Annotated in this window: 20 protein-coding genes; 14 read left to right on the top strand and 6 right to left on the bottom strand. The window is 66.7% G+C overall.

The window, feature by feature from the left end:
• Positions 1-11 precede the first annotated feature (11 nt).
• From mtnB to G372_RS0103315, 8 genes are all read left to right on the top strand, one after another.
• Complete coding sequence (gene mtnB, locus G372_RS0103350) at positions 12-632, top strand: methylthioribulose 1-phosphate dehydratase (RefSeq protein ID WP_018863764.1); 621 nt, start codon at positions 12-14, stop codon at positions 630-632.
• On the top strand, positions 629-1,324 hold the full coding sequence (locus G372_RS0103345; protein ID WP_019624568.1) for an HAD family hydrolase: 696 nt from the start codon (positions 629-631) through the stop codon (positions 1,322-1,324). Before mtnB ends, G372_RS0103345 begins: the two co-directional genes overlap by 4 nt.
• A gap of 235 nt (positions 1,325-1,559) precedes the next feature.
• Positions 1,560-2,138, top strand: a complete 579-nt coding sequence (rsxA, locus tag G372_RS0103340) for an electron transport complex subunit RsxA (protein ID WP_018862782.1) — start codon at positions 1,560-1,562, stop codon at positions 2,136-2,138.
• Entirely contained in the window at positions 2,135-2,719 is a 585-nt protein-coding gene (gene rsxB / locus G372_RS0103335; protein ID WP_018863762.1) for an electron transport complex subunit RsxB, read from the top strand. Before rsxA ends, rsxB begins: the two co-directional genes overlap by 4 nt.
• 32 nt (positions 2,720-2,751) lie before the next feature.
• Complete coding sequence (rsxC, locus tag G372_RS0103330; RefSeq protein WP_019624569.1) at positions 2,752-4,380, top strand: electron transport complex subunit RsxC; 1,629 nt, start codon at positions 2,752-2,754, stop codon at positions 4,378-4,380.
• Positions 4,380-5,441 carry an electron transport complex subunit RsxD gene (rsxD, locus tag G372_RS0103325; RefSeq protein WP_018863760.1) on the top strand — a complete coding sequence of 354 codons (1,062 nt, stop codon included), beginning with the start codon at positions 4,380-4,382 and terminating at the stop codon, positions 5,439-5,441. Before rsxC ends, rsxD begins: the two co-directional genes overlap by 1 nt.
• Complete coding sequence (rsxG, locus tag G372_RS0103320) at positions 5,434-6,117, top strand: electron transport complex subunit RsxG (protein ID WP_019624570.1); 684 nt, start codon at positions 5,434-5,436, stop codon at positions 6,115-6,117. Before rsxD ends, rsxG begins: the two co-directional genes overlap by 8 nt.
• Positions 6,114-6,806 (top strand): electron transport complex subunit E, encoded by a 693-nt coding sequence (locus tag G372_RS0103315; RefSeq protein ID WP_018863758.1) that lies wholly within the window; start codon positions 6,114-6,116, stop codon positions 6,804-6,806. Before rsxG ends, G372_RS0103315 begins: the two co-directional genes overlap by 4 nt.
• Before the next feature lie 77 nt (positions 6,807-6,883).
• On the opposite strand, the gene G372_RS0103310 is transcribed toward G372_RS0103315, so the two are convergent.
• From G372_RS0103310 to G372_RS0103290, 5 genes are all read right to left on the bottom strand, one after another.
• A complete protein-coding gene (locus tag G372_RS0103310) occupies positions 6,884-7,096 on the bottom strand; it encodes a YjfB family protein (protein WP_018863757.1) in 213 nt (70 codons plus the stop codon).
• Between the two features lie 130 nt (positions 7,097-7,226).
• Positions 7,227-7,829 (bottom strand): class I SAM-dependent methyltransferase, encoded by a 603-nt coding sequence (locus tag G372_RS0103305; protein ID WP_019624571.1) that lies wholly within the window; start codon positions 7,827-7,829, stop codon positions 7,227-7,229.
• A 243-nt stretch (positions 7,830-8,072) separates the two neighbouring features.
• Positions 8,073-8,726: a GTP cyclohydrolase I FolE gene (gene folE / locus G372_RS0103300; protein ID WP_018863755.1), complete on the bottom strand. Its 654-nt coding sequence runs from the start codon at positions 8,724-8,726 to the stop codon at positions 8,073-8,075.
• A gap of 29 nt (positions 8,727-8,755) precedes the next feature.
• Positions 8,756-9,571: a DUF3429 domain-containing protein gene (locus G372_RS0103295; RefSeq protein WP_019624572.1), complete on the bottom strand. Its 816-nt coding sequence runs from the start codon at positions 9,569-9,571 to the stop codon at positions 8,756-8,758.
• A complete protein-coding gene (locus tag G372_RS0103290; protein WP_196800085.1) occupies positions 9,568-10,026 on the bottom strand; it encodes a glutathione peroxidase in 459 nt (152 codons plus the stop codon). Before G372_RS0103290 ends, G372_RS0103295 begins: the two co-directional genes overlap by 4 nt.
• A gap of 246 nt (positions 10,027-10,272) precedes the next feature.
• Here G372_RS0103290 and G372_RS0103285 point away from each other — a divergent pair, with 246 nt between their 5' ends.
• From G372_RS0103285 to G372_RS0103260, 6 genes are all read left to right on the top strand, one after another.
• Positions 10,273-11,658 (top strand): NAD(P)/FAD-dependent oxidoreductase, encoded by a 1,386-nt coding sequence (locus tag G372_RS0103285; RefSeq protein ID WP_019624574.1) that lies wholly within the window; start codon positions 10,273-10,275, stop codon positions 11,656-11,658.
• 9 nt (positions 11,659-11,667) lie between these two features.
• Positions 11,668-12,438: a DUF1365 domain-containing protein gene (locus G372_RS0103280; RefSeq protein WP_019624575.1), complete on the top strand. Its 771-nt coding sequence runs from the start codon at positions 11,668-11,670 to the stop codon at positions 12,436-12,438.
• Positions 12,438-13,661 carry an SAM-dependent methyltransferase gene (locus tag G372_RS0103275; protein ID WP_019624576.1) on the top strand — a complete coding sequence of 408 codons (1,224 nt, stop codon included), beginning with the start codon at positions 12,438-12,440 and terminating at the stop codon, positions 13,659-13,661. The genes G372_RS0103280 and G372_RS0103275 overlap by 1 nt, the downstream gene beginning before the upstream one ends.
• A gap of 204 nt (positions 13,662-13,865) precedes the next feature.
• Entirely contained in the window at positions 13,866-14,324 is a 459-nt protein-coding gene (locus tag G372_RS0103270) for a GNAT family N-acetyltransferase (RefSeq protein WP_018863749.1), read from the top strand.
• A 243-nt stretch (positions 14,325-14,567) separates the two neighbouring features.
• Positions 14,568-15,050: a DUF7931 domain-containing protein gene (locus G372_RS0103265; protein WP_019624578.1), complete on the top strand. Its 483-nt coding sequence runs from the start codon at positions 14,568-14,570 to the stop codon at positions 15,048-15,050.
• A gap of 61 nt (positions 15,051-15,111) precedes the next feature.
• A complete protein-coding gene (locus G372_RS0103260; RefSeq protein WP_026278938.1) occupies positions 15,112-15,852 on the top strand; it encodes a secretin N-terminal domain-containing protein in 741 nt (246 codons plus the stop codon).
• Positions 15,853-16,253: 401 nt separating this feature from the next.
• On the opposite strand, the gene G372_RS0103255 is transcribed toward G372_RS0103260, so the two are convergent.
• Positions 16,254-17,333, bottom strand: coding sequence for a porin (locus G372_RS0103255; protein ID WP_018863746.1), 1,080 nt, complete (start codon positions 17,331-17,333; stop codon positions 16,254-16,256).
• Positions 17,334-17,484 lie beyond the last annotated feature (151 nt).

The following is a 17,484-nucleotide window of genomic DNA, read 5'->3' as shown; positions in this document are numbered from 1 at the left end:
TACCCGGACGCATGGACCAAAGCCCCGAATTCCTGGCACAGGTACGCCTGCTGGCCGAAGCAGGCCGTGATCTCTCGGCGCGCGGCTGGTTGCCCGCGCGCACCGGACACTTCTCCGCGCGCCTGGATGACCGGCATATCGCGGTCACCGCACCCAATCGCGAGAAGAGCTTTCTCGATCGCCATGACTTCCTGGTGGTCGACCTCGACGGCCACGTGGTCGCCGGCAGCGAGGAGCCGGCCCCGGAGACCTTTCTGCACATCATCATGTACCGTCACGACGCACAGCTGGGCGCCGTGCTGCATACGCACTCGGTACATGCGACCGTCCTGTCGCGCCAGTTCCCCGGCGCTCTCGCCCTGCGCGACTACGAGGTCCTGCGGGAACTGCCCGGCGTGGACAATCCCGCCCGGGGCCTGGACCTTCCCGTGTTCGCGAACGAACCCGACGTGCAACAGCTGGCCGCACGCGTCGACGCCGCGATGTCCCGCGAGCCCAATCTCGCCGGCTTCCTGATCGGCGGCCACGGCCTCTATACCTGGGGCGCAAGCGTGGAGCTGGCGCTGCACCGCGTCGAGGCCTTCGAATTCATGTTCCAGTGCGAGACGCTCGCACACCAGATGAGCCGATGAACACGTCACCGAATCGCGCGCCCCAGGCCCTGATCCTCGCGTTCGAGGGGGTCCTGGCACCGCCCGGCGTGCTGCGCGACACGCTTGAGCCCTATTCGCTGGAGGCCCTGCCGGGCTTTCTCGAGCGCCACGCGGAGAGCACCGCGGTGCAGCGCGTGCTCGCGGACATCCTCGCCTATTCGGGCCGCGAGCTGGACGTCGACGGTCTGCTCGCGCAGATCCGCGCCTGGATCCGCGGCGGACAGGACATCACGCCCCTTCGCCAGCTACAGGGCCTGATCTGGGCGGATGCGCTGGAGGCCTCGATGCTGCGGCCGGAACTGTCGGATGACACGGCCCAGGCGCTGATCGCGCTGGACGATGCCGGCGTGGCCCTGTACAGCTTTGGCGCGAGCCCGGCCCCGGTCCAGCGCGACTGGTTGCGCCACGGCCCACACCCGGAGGTGGAACAGCGCCTGACCGGGCTGTTCGATACCCGCATCGGCGGGCGGCGCGATGCCGGCAGCTACCGCCGCCTGGCGGACGAGATCGGCATCGCGCCGGAGGCGATCATGCTGCTGTCGGTGCGCGGCGAAGAGCTGGACGCCGCGCAGCAGGCCTGGTTGCAGACCGCCCGCCCGTTCACCGACCCGGTTGCCGCAGACAAGCATCCGCGATACCGCCTGGACGCGCTCCTCCCGGCAGGCGGCTAGACTCTGCCCTTTGAGGGCCGGTCGGGCATCGGCCTGACTGGGGCCCTTCCGGGAGCAGGCCTTGTGGGAGCGGGCCATGTGGGAGCGGGCTTGCCCGCGAATGACTCCACCAAGCCCCGACCACTGAAGTGGCCCGGACAGGCCTGCTCCCACCCAAAACCCGCACCCCGGAAGGGTTGAGTCGGGATAAGCGGTCCCTGATACTATTTTGTTGACCTGACGACTCGGAATTAACGTGGAATACGTCCTGATCCTCATCAGTACGATCCTCGTGAACAACTTCGTACTGGTGAAGTTTCTGGGCCTGTGCCCGTTCATGGGGGTCTCGCGCAAGGTCGAGACGGCCACCGGCATGGGCCTGGCCACGACCTTCGTGCTGACGTTGTCCGCGGTCAGTTCCTATGTGATCAACGAATACCTGCTGACCCCGCTGGGGCTCGAATACCTGCGCACCATCGCGTTCATCCTGGTGATCGCCGCCGTGGTTCAGTTCACCGAGCTGGTGGTGCGCAAGACCAGCCCCCTGCTCTACAACGTGCTGGGCATCTTCCTGCCGCTAATCACCACCAACTGCGCAGTGCTGGGCGTGGCCCTGCTCAACGTCCAGGAGGCGCACAACTTCGTCGAATCCGCGCTCTACGGCTTCGGCGCCGCGGTCGGCTTCTCCATCGTGCTGATCCTGTTCTCCGCCATCCGCGAGCGCATCGCGGTGGCCGACGTGCCCGTGGTCTTTCGCGGCAGTGCGGTGGCCATGGTCACCGCGGGTCTGATGTCGCTGGCGTTCATGGGCTTTTCCGGGCTGGTGCGGCTGTGAGCGTCGTCTATGCCATCCTCGCGATCGGCGGTCTGGCCGCCGCGTTCGGGCTGATCCTCGGCTTTGCCGCACAGCGCTTTCGCGTCGAACAAGACCCGGTAGTGGACCAGATCGATGCCCTGCTCCCGCAAACCCAGTGCGGCCAGTGCTCCTATCCCGGCTGCCGCCCCTATGCCGAGGCGATCGCCGCCGGCGAGGCGGACATCAACCGCTGCCCGCCCGGTGGGCAGGCCACGGTGCAGGCCCTGGCCGATCTGCTCGATCGCGAGCCGACACCCCTGGAAGAAGAGGAACAGGAAAAGGCCGTCGCCGTCATCGACGAGAACATCTGCATCGGCTGCACCCTGTGCATCCAGGCCTGCCCAGTGGATGCGATTCTCGGCGCGGCCAAGCAGATGCATACCGTAATCGAGGAGGAGTGCACCGGCTGCGAACTGTGCATCGAGCCCTGCCCCGTCGACTGCATCAGCATGGTGCCGATCCAGACCGACATCACCGAGTGGCGCTGGGAGGAACCGGAACCCTCGCCCATCGAGCGGCCCATACACGCGATTGCGGACGTCTCGCGCAGCGGCCATTAAGCCGCTTTTGCGCGAAACGTTAGAATACGCCGATGCAGCTGCACCGCTTCCATGGAGGCCTGAAACTGGCCGACGAGACCGAGGCCAGTACCGCCGAGCCGGTGCTGGTGATGGGCGTGCCCGCAAAGCTGACGGTACCGCTCGGCCAGCATATCGGCGAGGCGACCGAGGCCTGTGTCCAGGTCGGCGATCACGTAACCAAGGGCCAGCGCATCGGCCAGTCCAAGGGCTACATCGCCGCGCATGTGCACGCGCCCACCTCCGGCAAGGTGGTCGACATCGACCTCTACCCCGTACCCCACCCCTCGGGCCTCAATGCCCCCTGCGTGGTCATCGAACCCGACGGGCGCGACGAATGGGGCGATGCCCGCATGGAGCCCTGGCTGGACTGGGATACCCGCGACCTGCGCGCGCTGCGCCAGCGCCTGCGCGCCGGCGGGATTGTCGGGCTGGGGGGCGCGGCCTTCCCCACGGCGGTCAAGCTGAACCCGCGCGCCGGCCAGCGCATCCATACGCTGGTGGTCAACGGGGCGGAATGCGAGCCCTATATCAGTGCCGACGACATGCTGCTGCGCACCGCGCCGGAGGCGGTATTCGAAGGCATTCGCATCACCGCCCGCCTGCTGGGTGTGGAGCGGGTGCTGTTCGCGGTCGAGGACAACATGCCCGAGGCCATGCGGGCACTGACCGAGACCCTGCCGACCGAGCTGCGCGACCTGATCGAGCTGGTGTCGGTCCCTTCGATCTACCCCACGGGTGGCGAACGCCAGCTGATCAAGGTGCTGACCGGCCAGGAGGTCCCGAGCGGCGGGCTGCCCGCGGACCTCGGCATGGTCTGCCACAACCCGGGCACCTTCAAGGCAATCTGCGACACGGTGATCCAGGGCCGCCCGCTGCTGTCGCGCATCGTCACTGTCACCGGCCCCGGGGTGAAACACCCGCGCAACGTGGAGGCCCTGCTCGGCACCCCGTTCGCCGACGTCATCGAGGCGGCCGGCGGCTATGCCGAAGGCGTGGACCGGCTGGTCATGGGCGGTCCGATGATGGGCTTTGCGGTCCATGACGACTCCATCCCGGTGATCAAGGCCACCAACTGCCTGCTCGCCACGCGCCCCCAGGACACGCCCTCGCCCGGCCCGGTCATGCCCTGCATCCGCTGCGCCGAGTGCGCGGCCGTCTGCCCGGCGCAGCTGCTCCCGCAGCAACTCTACTGGCAGGCGAAGGCGAAGGACTTCGACGCAATCCAGGACTACGGGCTGTTCGACTGCATCGAATGCGGCTGCTGCGCCTATGTCTGCCCCAGCAACATCCCGCTGGTGCAGTACTACCGCTATGCCAAGAACGAGATCTGGGCGCGGGAGAAGGAACGCCAGAAGTCGGACATCGCGCGCGAGCGCTACGAATTCCGCCAGGAGCGCATCGAGCGCGAGGAGCGCGAGAAGGCCGAACGCCTGGCGAAGAAGAAGGCCGCGCTGAAGAACAAGGAAAGCGACGGCGACAAGCAGGCCGCGATCCAGGCGGCGCTGGAACGCGCGCAGAAGAAAAAGGCCGCCCGCGCGGAAGGGTCCGCGAAGGACAGCGATCAGGCATCCGGCCCGGAGACGAACACCGGCGAGGAAGCCTCCACGACAGACAACACCCGGGACGGGGACGACCGCTGATGCGCTTTCGTACGCAATCCTCCCCCCATGTGATCCCGGCGCACTCCGTGGGCGGCGTGATGCGGCAGGTGCTGATGGCGCTGGTGCCCGGCACCCTGGCCATGACCTGGTTCTTCGGCTGGGGCGTGCTGGTCAACGTGCTGCTGGGCGTGCTGTTCGCGGTGGCCTTCGAGGCGGCGATGGTCGCCGCGCGCAAGCGGCCGGTCATGGCCACGCTGGCGGACAACTCCGCGATCGTGACCGGCTGGCTGTTCGCACTGGCGATCCCGCCGCTGGCGCCTTTCTGGGTCACGCTGATCGGCATTGCGTTCGCGATCATCGTCGCCAAGCACCTCTACGGCGGGCTGGGCTACAACCCGTTCAATCCGGCGATGGTCGGCTATGTCGTCGTCCTGGTCTCGTTCCCGCGCGAGATGGCCCTCTGGCCGGCCGCCACCACGCTGCCGGAATCCCCGCTCACCCTCTGGCAGAGCCTGCAGACCGTGCTGACCGGCAGCCTCCCCGGCGCCCAGGAGTGGGACGCCGTCACACGCGCGACACCACTGGACGCCATGCGCGAGGGACTGGTCTCCGGGCGCACGGTGGGCGAGATCACGGCCAGCCCGCTGTTTGGCACCTTCACCGAGACCGGCTGGGAATGGGTCGGCAACTTCTTCCTGCTGGGCGGGCTGTATCTGCTGTTCCGCCGCATCATCCACTGGCACATCCCGGTGGCCGTAATCCTGGGCGTGGCCATCCCGGCCGGCTTCTTCTGGCTGCTGGACCCCGACTCGTTCGCCTCGCCGGCCTTCCACGTGTTCTCCGGGGCGGTCATCATCGGCGCGTTCTTCATCGCCACCGATCCGGTCTCCGCTTCCACCACCCCGCTCGGGCGCATCCTCTACGGGGCCGGGATCGGCGTGCTGATCTTCGTGATCCGCACCTGGGGCGGCTATCCGGATGCGGTGGCCTTCGCCGTACTGCTGATGAACATGGTCGCCCCGACGCTCGACCACCTGACGCGACCGCGCGTCTTCGGTCGCACTCGCGGCGGGCCGCCGCCAGGGGACGGCCATGCTTGACCTGAAGCCGCGCGATATCCTGATCGCCACCGTCCTGCTGGCCGGCTTCGCGGCGGCCGGCGCGGGGCTGGTCGCGCTGGTACAGGAGGGCACGGAGGCACGCATCGCGGACAACCGCATGGAGGTCAACCGCAGCCGCATCGCGGATCTCACAGGGGACCTCGATTATGCGAACGACCCGGTGCACGATACGGCGGCGCTCAGCAGCGACCGGCTGGGCGGGAAGGAGCTGCCCGCCTGGTTCGCCCGCGACGCGGACGACAACGTCATGGGTATCGTGTTCTCGGCCGTGGCACGCGACGGCTACAGCGGCGACATCCATCTGCTGATCGGCGTGGACCGCGACGGCGAACTGCTGGGCGTGCGCGTCTCCAGCCACCGCGAGACACCGGGGCTGGGTGACGCCATCGAGGCCGAACGCTCCGACTGGATCCACGGCTTCGAGGGCCGCTCGCTCAACGACCCCGAGCCCGACAACTGGGCCGTGCGCCGCGATGGCGGCGTGTTCGACCAGTTCACCGGGGCCACCATTACCCCGCGTGCGGTGGTTCGCGCCGTACGCCGCACACTGGAATACTTCGACGACTACCGCGACGACCTGCTTGCGAGCGCGCCGAAGGAAGACGAAGGCGCGATGGTCGAACCAATCGCTGAACCGGAACAGGACGACCGATGAACCCGACCCTGACCGATATCATTCGCGACGGCCTGTGGAACAACAACCCGGGCCTGGTCCAGCTGCTCGGCCTGTGCCCGCTGCTGGCAATCTCCGGGACCATGGTCAATGCCATCGGGCTGGGCATCGCGACTACCCTGACGCTGCTGCTGTCGAATGTGCTGGTCTCGACCATCCGCCGCCACGCCCGCCCGGAGATCCGCATCCCGGTCTACGTGCTGATCATCGCCTCCATCGTGACCGCAATCGAACTGGCGATGAATGCCTGGTTCCACGGCCTGTTCCTGATCCTCGGTATCTTCATCCCGCTGATCGTGACCAACTGCGCGATCATCGGCCGCGCGGAGGCCTTCGCCTCGCGCAACTCGGTCCCGCGCGCCGCGCTGGACGGGCTGATGATGGGCCTGGGCTTTACCGGTGTACTGATCGCGCTGGGCGCGCTGCGCGAGATCCTCGGCCAGGGTACGCTGATGGACAACGCCCACCTGCTGTTCGGCGAGTGGGGCCATAACCTGACCATCCAGATCTACCCATCCGAGCACGGCTTCCTGCTCGCCCTGCTCCCGCCGGGCGCGTTCATGGCCATGGGCCTGCTGATCGCCGCCAAGAACTGGATCGACCAGCACACGGCGACCGAGCCGGAACCCACTACGGACGAATCCCGCGCCGAGGCCTCCGAAACCGCCTGATCCCGCGCATCACGCAGAACCCATAACGAAAAACGCCCCGCCGGGGAAATCCGGCGGGGCGGCGACCGTATGGGCGATCAGGCCTTCGTATCGACGTGATTGCCCACGTGGTCGGGCAGGCCCTGGGAGGTCGCCTGCATCTCGCTGATGTTCGGCATGGCCTGCAACAGGCCCTGTGCCGCCATCTCTTCCGATTCCATGGCCTTCTTCTGCACCGCGACGTCCTTTTGCGCGGCAATATTCTGCTGGCTCATCTGCGTGGCCTGGCTGGCAATCGCACTGGCATCCATCGTTCACTCCTGATTCGAATGTGGAGCCGGCCCGCCGGGCATTCGCGATGCGATTTCGGGCCTGACTCCCCTGGAGTGACGACCAGACGCGCGCAGACTTTAGGGTCCGCTGAAAATTTTTTTGACCGCCTCAGCCAGTGTCCCGCGGCAAGCGGGGATGGGCCGCGAACCGCCGCATGACCCCGCGCGCCTCGCGGTCCTCTGCCTCGATCACGAACCCGGCGCGCTCCACCGCTGCCTCGGTGTCGCGGTTCGGGTAGCAGCCGCCGGTCACGCAGGTCCAGGCCGGCTGCACCTGATCCTGCACCCAGGCCAGGCTCGGGCACCGGTGCCGCACGTGCTCGAGCATGCGCAACTGCCCCTCGGCGCGCAACACACGGCGGATCTCCCCCAGTCCCCGGTCCGGATCCTGAACCGAACAGAACACCAGCCCCGAGACGACCGTGTCGAACTGCGCATCGGCAAAGGGCAATGCCTCGGCCCGCGCGACCACAAACAAGGCTTCGGGGACGCGCTTGCGCGCCCGACGCAGGGCCGCCAGATCCGGATCAAGCGCAACGACCTGCGCCGCGTCCGGATAAAGAGGGACATTGCGCCCCGTGCCGCAACCGATCTCGAGCACGCCTCCACGCACCCCCGCGACGAGACGCCGGCGCCAGCCCCGGAATCCAAGCGCGTCCGCCAGCCCCATCAGGGCGTCATAAAGCCAGGGAATCTGTTCCACTCCGCGCATAAGAATCATTGTACGCGGCGCAAAATGTGAACGCGTTGACGTGATACCCGGATCCGAACGGAACCTGTGCATCACACCCCTGTCCATGGAGGCAAGAGCGGATAGAGCGGTTCCTGGCAACGGAAGCCGCAGGTCCGCCGTTCAGACTAGAAGACTCCATCACACGGTTGTCTGAACGTTCGGCCCGGACTCCCACCGGGCCATTTTTTTGCCCGTGTTCCGGGCAAATGCAGCCGGCGGGGTTCAGTCGCGGGAGCTGTGGATCAGATTCAGGAACTCGCGGCGGGTGCGCGCATCCTCGCGGAAGGCACCCAGCATCACCGAGGTCGCCATCGACGAGTGCTGCTTTTCCACCCCGCGCATGGTCATGCACATGTGCTTGGCATCCACCACTACACCCACACCCTTGGCATTGGTGACCTGCATCAGGGCCTCGGCAATCTGTCGCGTCAGGTTTTCCTGGATCTGCAGACGCGCGGCGTACATATCGACAATCCGCGCGATCTTGGACAACCCGATCACCTTGCCATTGGGCAGATAGGCGACATGCACCTTGCCGATGATCGGCAGCAGATGATGCTCGCACAGCGAATACAGCTCGATGTCGCGCAGCAGCACCATCTCGTCATTGTCGGAACTGAACAACGCCCCGTTGACGATGGTGTCGAGGTCCTGGTGATACCCGCGGGTCAGGTACTGCATCGCCTTGGCCGCCCGCATCGGCGTATCCAGCAGGCCCTCCCGGTTCGGGTCTTCGTTCAGGCCGGCGAGGATCTCGCGGTAATGACGGGCCAGCGCTTCGGGGGCCGGCAGCGGACGCCCGTCGGCACTGCTGGCCTCGGGCTCATCCACGGTTCGGGGATCTGCTTGCATGGATAGGTCCTTGTTGTGTGCCATCTTCGGCGTTCGTTGGGGGCGCAGGCGTGTCAGCCCGCCATAATAACGGCCAGTCCGGAGGCCAGCGACACGATGGCCACCGCTGTCAGCGCCATGCGCAGACCCATATAGCCGCGCGGCAGACACCTGCCGCGCAGGCTCAGGCGATCCACCCAGAGCACGCCCAGAAACAGGGCGGCCAGGGTCATCAGCGCCTCGGGCAGGGGCTGCAGCAACGCCAGCCAGGCAAGGATCGCCGGTACCACCGCCCACACGGGTGCCGACAGGGGCCCCACCCGGTGGCCGCGATCCGCCAGATAAAGCCCCCAGTGGATGGCCCCCAGGAACGACAGGATCACCGCACCATAAAACGCCAGGGCCTCCAGCGCGAAAACCTGCCATTCCGGCTGGGCCATCCAGGCGCCGAAGCCCAGCGCCACAAAGGGGATCAGACCACCGTATCCAAGCACCTGGAGCACCGGCGCCGAACCTTCCGCGGCCTGCTGCGATGACGGTACCTCTTCGGCCACGCCGTGACGCCCCCGGCTGGCGCCGGCCGCGACCGCCCGCGCGCCCAGATACTCGCGCAACTCGGGGAGCCCTCCGACCGGCCCGTCCCGCGCCACGAAAAACGGCAGCACATCGGCCCCTGTCGCCTGCTGCAGGACGTGGAACTGCTCGCGGTTGTGCGCGGATCCCATCCCCCACTCCAGACGCACCCATTGACCGGGCAGCATCGCATCCAGCAGGGCCTCGGCCTCGCGCACGTCGGACAACGCGGAGGTGATCGCCACGACCTCGTGCCCCTCCAGTGCCTCGCGTAACTCCCTGGGCCAGCTGCTCATGCCCTGTGCGGTGTCGTTCATAGCGCCGCCTCAATCGCGGCGCGCAGGCGCCGGTCCTCGGGTGTCACGCGCGTGCCGAACGAGGCCAGCACCTCGCCGTCGCGCCCGATCAGGTACTTGTGAAAATTCCAGGACGGAAACTCGCCGGCGGCCGTCCCCAGGTAGTGATAAAGCGTGCCGGGCACCGCGTGACGCCGCGAGGCGTGCACCTTCTCGTACATCGGGAACTGGATCCCGTAATTGGACCGGCAGAACTCGGCGATATCCGCCTCGTCCTCGTACTCCTGCCCGGCAAAGTCACCGGAGGGGAAACCGACCACGTGGAACCCCCGATCCCGCAGCTCTGCATCCAGCGCCTCCAGACCCTCGTACTGAGGCGTAAAGCCACACTGGCTGGCCGTATTGACCACCAGCAGCACCTGCCCGGCATGGCGATCGCAAAGGCGCACCGGCTCCGAGGCCGCCAATGGGCGCAGCTCGAAGTCCAGACTGGCGGGGCATGACGCCCCAGCCTCGCCCGCCGCCACGTGGGACCACACACCAGCCCAGACCAGCAACACCACTCCCAGCAACCGACTACCTGAACGCATCGTCACACCCTCCACGTCCGGGGCCCTTGAGCCCCACCGTACGCCGTAATCAGGACCGCTACCATTTACAGGCATTGTACAGGTACTGTATAAGTTGTACATCACCCCCTGTATCGAACCGGAGTCGCCGCCATGAGCACCTCTCGCATCGCCGTAATCGGTGGCGGCATCGCCGGGCTGGCCAGCAGCTGGATCCTGCAGTCGCGCCACCCGGTATGCCTGTTCGAGGCGGCCCCGGAACTGGGAGGCCATGCGCACACCATCGAGGTGTCCGATCCGGAAGGCCCTGCCCGGATCGACACCGGGTTCGTGGTGTACAACGAGCGCAACTATCCGCTGCTGACCCGGCTGTTCAGCGACCTGGACGTGCCAACCCAGCCCACTGACATGTCGTTCTCCTGTTCCCGCCAGCCCCATGGTGTGGAGTACGCCGGCAGCGACCTGAACACCCTGTTCGCCCAGCGGCGCAACCTGCTCAGCCCCCGTTTTCTGCGCATGGGAGCCGACATCCTCCGCTTCAACCGCCTGGGCCACCGGCTGTTCGAGCGCGGCGAGGTGCCGCCAGGCACCCTGAATCGCTTCCTTTCGCGGCACCGTTTCGGCCGGGGCTTCATCGAGGACTACCTGCTGCCGATGGCCGCCGCGATCTGGTCCGCGCCGCCGGAATCCATCCGCGAATTCCCGGCCGCAAGCTTCCTGCGTTTCTTTCGCAACCACGGGCTGCTGGACCTGCGCAACCGCCCGCAGTGGCGCACCGTGCGCGGGGGCAGCCGCGAATACGTGCAACGCCTGGCGGCGCGGCTCGAACCACGAAGCGTGGTCCACGAGGCCGTCCGCGCCGTGATTCCCGAAGACGGACAGTGGCGCGTGCTGACCGCGGAACGCTCCGAGGGATTCGATCAGGTCGTCTTTGCCTGTCATGCCAACGACGCCCGCCGCCTCCTGGGGCGGGCCATGCCCTCGCTCGACCGCCTGCTGGCCGACTGCCGCTTCCAGGAGAACCGCGCGGTCGTCCATACCGACCCGACCCTGATGCCCCGCTCGCGCCGGGTCTGGTCCTCCTGGAACTACCTGAGCGGGCGCACCACACAGCCCGGCGAACGGGTCTCGGTTTCCTACTGGATGAACCGCCTGCATGACCTGCAACGCCGCCGCGACTACGTGATCAGCCTGAACCCCTGGCGCGAACCCCACCCCACCACGGTGCTCGGCGAGCACCTGTGGGAACACCCGGTGATGGATGCCCCCGCCGAGACCGCCCGCCAGCGTCTGATGGCTCGCCAGGGACAGGACGGGCTCTATTTCGCCGGGGCCTGGATGGGCGACGGTTTCCACGAGGACGGCCTGCGCTCCGCCGTCGCCATCGGCGAGGCGATGGGCATCGCACCGCCATGGCATTCCACGCCTGCGGGACCGGCCACCGCTAGACCCGCTGCGATGCCCGAAGGCCCGAAGCCGATCAACGGGGGCGGGGCAACGCCGGCCGCGGCACCCGCCGCACGACCCGAGGATATCTGAGGCATCGGCATGGATGCGGCCCTGGTCTACACATCGGTCATGCATCAGCGCATCGCGCCGCCGGCGTACCGCTTTCGCTATCCGGTCACCGCCGCGCTGTTCGACATCGATCGGCTGGACGCCACCGCGGCGCGCTGCCGGCTTTTCTCGCTGGACCGTTTCAACCTGTTCAGCCTGCATACCCGCGACCATGGTCCCCGCGATGGACGCCCCTGGCGGCCCTGGATCGAGTCCTCTCTCGCCGAGCACGGCATCGAGCTCGCGGGCGGCGCGATCCACCTGCTCGCGATGCCGCGCGTATTCGGACACGCGTTCAATCCGCTCAGCGTCTGGTTCGCCTATCACGCGGATGGCGGGTTGCGCGGCGTACTGCTGGAAGTCCGCAACACCTTCGGCGAGCACCACCACTACCTGCTGCACGAAGACGGTCGCGCCATGACCACGCCGGTACGCCAGGAGAAGGACAAGGCCTTTCACGTGTCCCCGTTCATCGACATGGATGCGCGCTACGCCTTCGCCATCTCGCCCGCGCGGCTCGAACGCGGCGCCAGGGTGCGGCTGGCAATCCGCGAGACCCGGGCGGGTTCACCGTTCCTGGTCGCGACCCAGCACGGCCGCCTGCGTACCTTCAGCGACCGAACGCTGCTGGCCGCGTTGCTTCACCAGCCCTGGATGACCCTCAAGGTCCTGCCGCTGATCCACTGGCAGGCGCTCAAGATCTGGCTGCGTGGCGGGCGCTATCACGCGCGCCCCGCGCCGCCGCAACAGGAGATACACTGATGTCCGTCGAACAAGGAAGCGCGACCACCGAGTTCGCCACCCGCCGGCACTGGGCCCTGCAGCTGATCGCCCGGACCCTGCGCGGTCTCGAACAGGGACAACTGACGCTGGTCGGCCCTCGCGGGGAACGGGAGGTCGTGCGGGGCGCGCGCCCCGGCCGCGAGTCCATCTGGCACCTCAAGCGGCCCTGGCGAGCGCTGCTGCGCATCCTGCGCCACGGGGATCTCGGCTTTGCCGAGGGCTACATCGCCGGCGACTGGGGCACGCCGGACCTGAAGGGCCTGCTGCACCTGGCCACCGACAACGAGGCCGCACTGGCCGATCTCGCGGCCCGCCCCGTCATCCAGCGCCAGTTCGACGCCCTGCGCCACTGGTGGCACCGCAACAGTCGCCGCGGCAGTCGTGCCAACATCCGCTTCCACTACGATCTCGGCAACGACTTCTACCGGCTCTGGCTGGATCCGGGCATGAGCTACTCCGCCGCCCTGTTCAGTCGTGGCGACGAGGCGCTGGAGAGCGCCCAGCAGCGCAAGTACGAGCGGCTGCTGCAGCAACTCGACGCGGCCCCGGGCACGCACATCCTCGAAATCGGCTGCGGCTGGGGCGGCTTCGCCGAGCTGGCCGCGCGCCGCGGTCACCGGGTCACGGCCATCACCCTGTCGCAGGAGCAGCTCGACTATGCCCGCGAGCGGATCGAGCGCGCCGGCCTCGCCGACCGTGTCGAGCTGCGCCTGCAGGACTATCGCGATCTGCGCGGCCAGTTCGACCACGTCGTGTCGATCGAGATGTTCGAAGCCGTCGGGCAGCAGTGGTGGCCCAGCTTCTTCGAGACCGTTCGCGCCTGCCTGCGCCCCGGCGGGCGCGCCGCAATGCAGGTCATCACCATCGACGAGGCCGCGTTCGACTACTACCGCAACAATGCGGATTTCATCCAGCTCTATGTCTTCCCGGGCGGCATGCTGCCCTCGGTCCCCCGCTTCAACGAGGCGGCGCGCAGAGCGGGCCTCGCGATCGGCGATCAGCGGTTCTTCGGCCTGGACTATGCCGAGACCCTGCGCCGCTGGGATCGCGAAGTGCGCCAGGCAGAACCGGTCATCGAGGCACTGGGATACACCCCCGAGTTCCTGCGCATGTGGCGCTACTACCTTGCCTACTGCGAGGTGGGCTTCGAGCAGCAGCGGGTCGACCTCATGCAGGTCGTTCTGTGGCATCACGACCACTGAACATCGCGCCCCACTTGAACGGCTAATCGTCCAATCATCGTTCGATCTTTCCCCACCGATGAGCGAAATTTGGTACTCAATCACCAGTTTCTTGGGACGCAATTCACAGGACGGTTCCAGAGTCGTGAACTAGAATCCGAATTTCCGGCTTCGCGCAAACCGGCGCTTGCTCAACAACAATCCCGAATGGTTGGGGAGGTCACCATGCAACATCGCATTCAGTTCCGGGAGGCCAGCTGGCCCGCAGACGCCGAAGCGATCTCCGCAGTACGTCGCGAGGTCTTTATCGAGGAACAAGGTGTCCCAAAGGCCCTGGAGTTCGACGGACTGGATGCAACCGCATTGCACTGGCTGGCCATCGGCCCCGGTGGCGAACCGATCGGCACCCTCCGCATGCTGCCCTCCGGCCAGATCGGGCGCATGGCCGTACGCGAGCCCTGGCGCGGCCACGGGATCGGCTCGCGCCTACTCGACTACGCCGTCGAGGCGGCCATCCGCCATGGCTGGCGCGAGGTCTGGCTGAACGCCCAGAACACCCGCCTGGGCTTCTACGCCCAGCACGATTTCTTCATCATCTCCGACACCTTCGAGGACGCCGGCATCCCCCACCGTCGCATGCTCCGCCGCATCCGCCAGCCCCTGGCCCAGGCCCGGGCCGGTTAACAGGCGGGCTTTCAAGCCCGCCTGGTCAGTGCGTCCGTCAGGCAAGCCGCCTTGCCCTGCACCCCAACGCGAGCCCTTGAATGAACAAGCGCCCCCTCGGCATGCAATGGCCAGGGGAAATACCGCATCGTGTCTCCAATCGTGCCGCGATGGTCGCTCGTTTCTCGACATGCACCCCGGGCTAGATGCGTGAAGGGCACTAGTTGCCTATGCTGAGTAGAGACCCTGCCCGGAGGCGACTGCATGGCCGAACCGACCACCGATCCCGTAATAGAAGATGCGGCTGCCCTGCTGGGGGAACTGCTCGACCAGACCCGGCGGCGCTTCTGGCTCCATGCGCGCGTGGAGCTGCTGGCGGAGTTCCGCGCGTTGGAGCTGGGCTCGCACCTGGCCAACATCGCCCAGCGCCACCGCCACACCGATATCCGCATCCTGGTCGATGACGATCTGGCGCTGCGCGAGCGCATCCCGGGACTGGTGGAGAGCATCAAGCGCCTGCCCACCGCCGTGACCGTGCGACGGCTGGATGCCGCCGAGGAGAGCCCCCTCACGCTGACCGCGATCGCGGATCACAGCGGCTGGATGCAGCTGACTCAGGCCGGCGGGCAACGGATCCTTCGCGGGGACGTCGATGATCGCGCGGGCACCCAACGAGCCGCCCTGGATTTCGAGGCGAACTGGAGTCTAAGCGATGAAGCGATCGTACTGCGCCGGCTCATGGTCTAGACGCCACACCCTGCGCATTCTGGCGGGGAGCCTGCTGCTGGCCGGAGCCTCGGCACCCGCCCTGGCCCGTGACCCGCAGGCCGATGTGGCTGTGCTCCCCCTGCAGAACAGACCGGCCGCCGAAATCCTGCCCGAGCTACAGGGCCTGTTCGGGAATGCAGCCACGCTGCGCGCCGATGGCTTCCGCCTCCTGGTACGCGCCGACGCGCGGACCCTCGAACAGATCCGAGAAGTCGTGGCCGAGCTCGACCACAGCACCCAGGATCTTGTCCTGTCGGTACGCCGAAGCAGCGAGCGCCCGCGCCAGGAAACCGAAGCAGGGATCGACATCGAATCCGGCCCGGACGGGACCCAGGCCCGCGGTACCGCCCGGCGCTGGACCACCGCCCCCCGCGACGACCAGACCCAGCAGATCCGCCTGCGCGAAGGCACCGAGGCCGTGATCCTGGTCGGCGAGACCGAGGCCCACGGCTTCCGCGTATTCGCCGGTCGCGCCGGCTTCGGCATGGAACCGGTTTTCCGCGACACCGGCCGCGGATTCCGCGTGCAGCCCCAAGCCCAGCCGGACGGTCGCATCCGCGTGGATATCTATCAGCTCCACGAACAACCGCCCGCCGCCACCCTGGGCCGCGTGGAACGCCAGTTCGTCGAGTCCTCCATCACCATCGAGCCCGGCACATGGCACGACCTCGCCGGGGTCGGCCGCACCATCGACCTCGAGGAACGCGGCATTGCCTCCCGTCGCACCACCCGCGAACGCGACGCCCTGTCCCTTCAGATACGAGTCGACCCTGTCGACTGAGCACCCCCCAAGGGACGCCGAGCCTTCGATGGCGCACGGGTCCCGCACGCTGCCCCCAACGCCCACTGACCGCCATACCGGAAACCGCGCAGCGGTTATCCGGGATCTCTCCACTAGCGAGTAAACTCACCGTTTGCCAGTCGCGATGCCGGGGATCCCGGCTCTCCGCTTCGCTGGGGCCGGGATGACGAAGAGCGACCGTCCCCGCAGCGATGACAGGGACCCGATGCGTTGAGCGGGAATGCCAATGTTGACTGGGGACCCGTACAACACCCGAGAACGCCAGACACAAAAAAGCCCCAAACGGGGCCGAAGGTCGTGCATAAAAAACGGGGCCCCTGGGGGCCCCGTAAAACAAGCTTGATGCTTGTTGTTATACCGCTTGTAAGCAGTGCTCGGGCTTAGAAGGACACCCGAAGACCAGCACCCACGCCGGTGAAGGAGGTGGAGCTACCGGCATCACCGGTGAACACACCGCCGTCGATGCTACGGGTCATAGCCGGGCTATCGTTGTCATAGTCGGAGTACGACACGCCAGCGAAGCCCATCACACGGTTGCTGAAGTTGTGCTTGACAGCGATCGCGGCGTAGTCAATGTTGCCGTCACCGCCCACATCGTTGCTGTTACGGGTATGACCCAGGTTCAGCACGAAGTCGTTACGGCCCATCGTGTAGGTACCCGACAGGAAGTAGGTGTTTCCATCAAGCCAGTTGTTGCCAGCGGCGTCGTCTGCCTTGAAGTCGGTCACTTCGCCAACCAGACGGAACGGACCGGTGCTCCAGTCCACACCGACCTTGGTGGCACGGAAATCACCACCGAGAGACGCACGGTAGTCATTCGCGTGGTTATGGGCGATGTAAAGTTCAACCGGATCCAGGTCGAAGTTCAGGCGACCGGCCAGAGCACTGTTGCTGTCGTCGGTGTTGTCGACAAACGCGCCAACATTGAGGCTGACAATGCCGAAGCTGTTGCTGTACGCGATCCCTTCATTCAGGTAGGAACCTTCACCCAGGCCACCAAAGGTCTGCGGGTTCAGGCGGCCACCGTTGGTACGGGCCTGCATGAAGGTCGCGTTCAGCGGGTCCTTGCCGGCGGTCACGTACGGAGAAGCCATGCGGCCAGCCTGGATGCGGCCGAAGTCGCCTTCGAGGCCGACGAACTGGTCACGGGCGCCACGGTTCATGCCTTGGCGGGTGTCGACGTCCTGCTCGACCTTGAGGAAGGCCTTCATGCCGTTGCCCAGGTCATGGCTAGCCATCACACCGATGCGGTTCGGATTGGCGCCAAACAGACGACCTTCCGGCGAACCACCGACAAAGCCACCGTCGTGCATACGGAAGCCGGAATCGAGGTCGCCACCGCTGTGGTGGACGATCTGCGTCTGCAGCTGGCCGAACAGGGTGACGTTGGAGTCCGCGGCGGCGAAGGCCGGGACCGCGAAGGCGCCGGCAACGGCGACTGCGAGAATCTGTTTTTTCATGTTGCGTATCTCCCAGGAGAATTGGTGTGTTTCTACGCCTGCATTCGCTGGGCGTATCCCGCGAATGACAGGTGTTTTATATACACCACGGTGTCGCATTTCAACCCCTTGTGGCGAAAAAATGTCGACGCCGTTGGAAGTTTGCCCCGCA

It is taken from the genome of Thioalkalivibrio thiocyanoxidans ARh2 (assembly GCF_000385215.1).
GTDB lineage: Bacteria > Pseudomonadota > Gammaproteobacteria > Ectothiorhodospirales > Ectothiorhodospiraceae > Thioalkalivibrio > Thioalkalivibrio thiocyanoxidans.
This window is presented reverse-complemented; position numbering and strand designations above follow the sequence as displayed.

Bases quoted from the DNA above. Each gene is read 5' to 3' on its own strand.
- mtnB (WP_018863764.1), top strand. From the start codon at position 12: ATGGACCAAAGCCCCGAATTCCTGGCACAGGTACGCCTGCTGGCCGAA.
- G372_RS0103345 (WP_019624568.1), top strand. From the start codon at position 629: ATGAACACGTCACCGAATCGCGCGCCCCAGGCCCTGATCCTCGCGTTC.
- rsxC (WP_019624569.1), top strand. From the start codon at position 2,752: ATGCAGCTGCACCGCTTCCATGGAGGCCTGAAACTGGCCGACGAGACC.
- rsxD (WP_018863760.1), top strand. From the start codon at position 4,380: ATGCGCTTTCGTACGCAATCCTCCCCCCATGTGATCCCGGCGCACTCC.
- rsxG (WP_019624570.1), top strand. From the start codon at position 5,434: ATGCTTGACCTGAAGCCGCGCGATATCCTGATCGCCACCGTCCTGCTG.
- G372_RS0103315 (WP_018863758.1), top strand. From the start codon at position 6,114: ATGAACCCGACCCTGACCGATATCATTCGCGACGGCCTGTGGAACAAC.
- G372_RS0103310 (WP_018863757.1), bottom strand. From the start codon at position 7,096: ATGGATGCCAGTGCGATTGCCAGCCAGGCCACGCAGATGAGCCAGCAG.
- G372_RS0103305 (WP_019624571.1), bottom strand. From the start codon at position 7,829: ATGCGCGGAGTGGAACAGATTCCCTGGCTTTATGACGCCCTGATGGGG.
- folE (WP_018863755.1), bottom strand. From the start codon at position 8,726: ATGGCACACAACAAGGACCTATCCATGCAAGCAGATCCCCGAACCGTG.
- G372_RS0103295 (WP_019624572.1), bottom strand. From the start codon at position 9,571: ATGAACGACACCGCACAGGGCATGAGCAGCTGGCCCAGGGAGTTACGC.
- G372_RS0103285 (WP_019624574.1), top strand. From the start codon at position 10,273: ATGAGCACCTCTCGCATCGCCGTAATCGGTGGCGGCATCGCCGGGCTG.
- G372_RS0103280 (WP_019624575.1), top strand. From the start codon at position 11,668: ATGGATGCGGCCCTGGTCTACACATCGGTCATGCATCAGCGCATCGCG.
- G372_RS0103275 (WP_019624576.1), top strand. From the start codon at position 12,438: ATGTCCGTCGAACAAGGAAGCGCGACCACCGAGTTCGCCACCCGCCGG.
- G372_RS0103270 (WP_018863749.1), top strand. From the start codon at position 13,866: ATGCAACATCGCATTCAGTTCCGGGAGGCCAGCTGGCCCGCAGACGCC.
- G372_RS0103265 (WP_019624578.1), top strand. From the start codon at position 14,568: ATGGCCGAACCGACCACCGATCCCGTAATAGAAGATGCGGCTGCCCTG.
- G372_RS0103255 (WP_018863746.1), bottom strand. From the start codon at position 17,333: ATGAAAAAACAGATTCTCGCAGTCGCCGTTGCCGGCGCCTTCGCGGTC.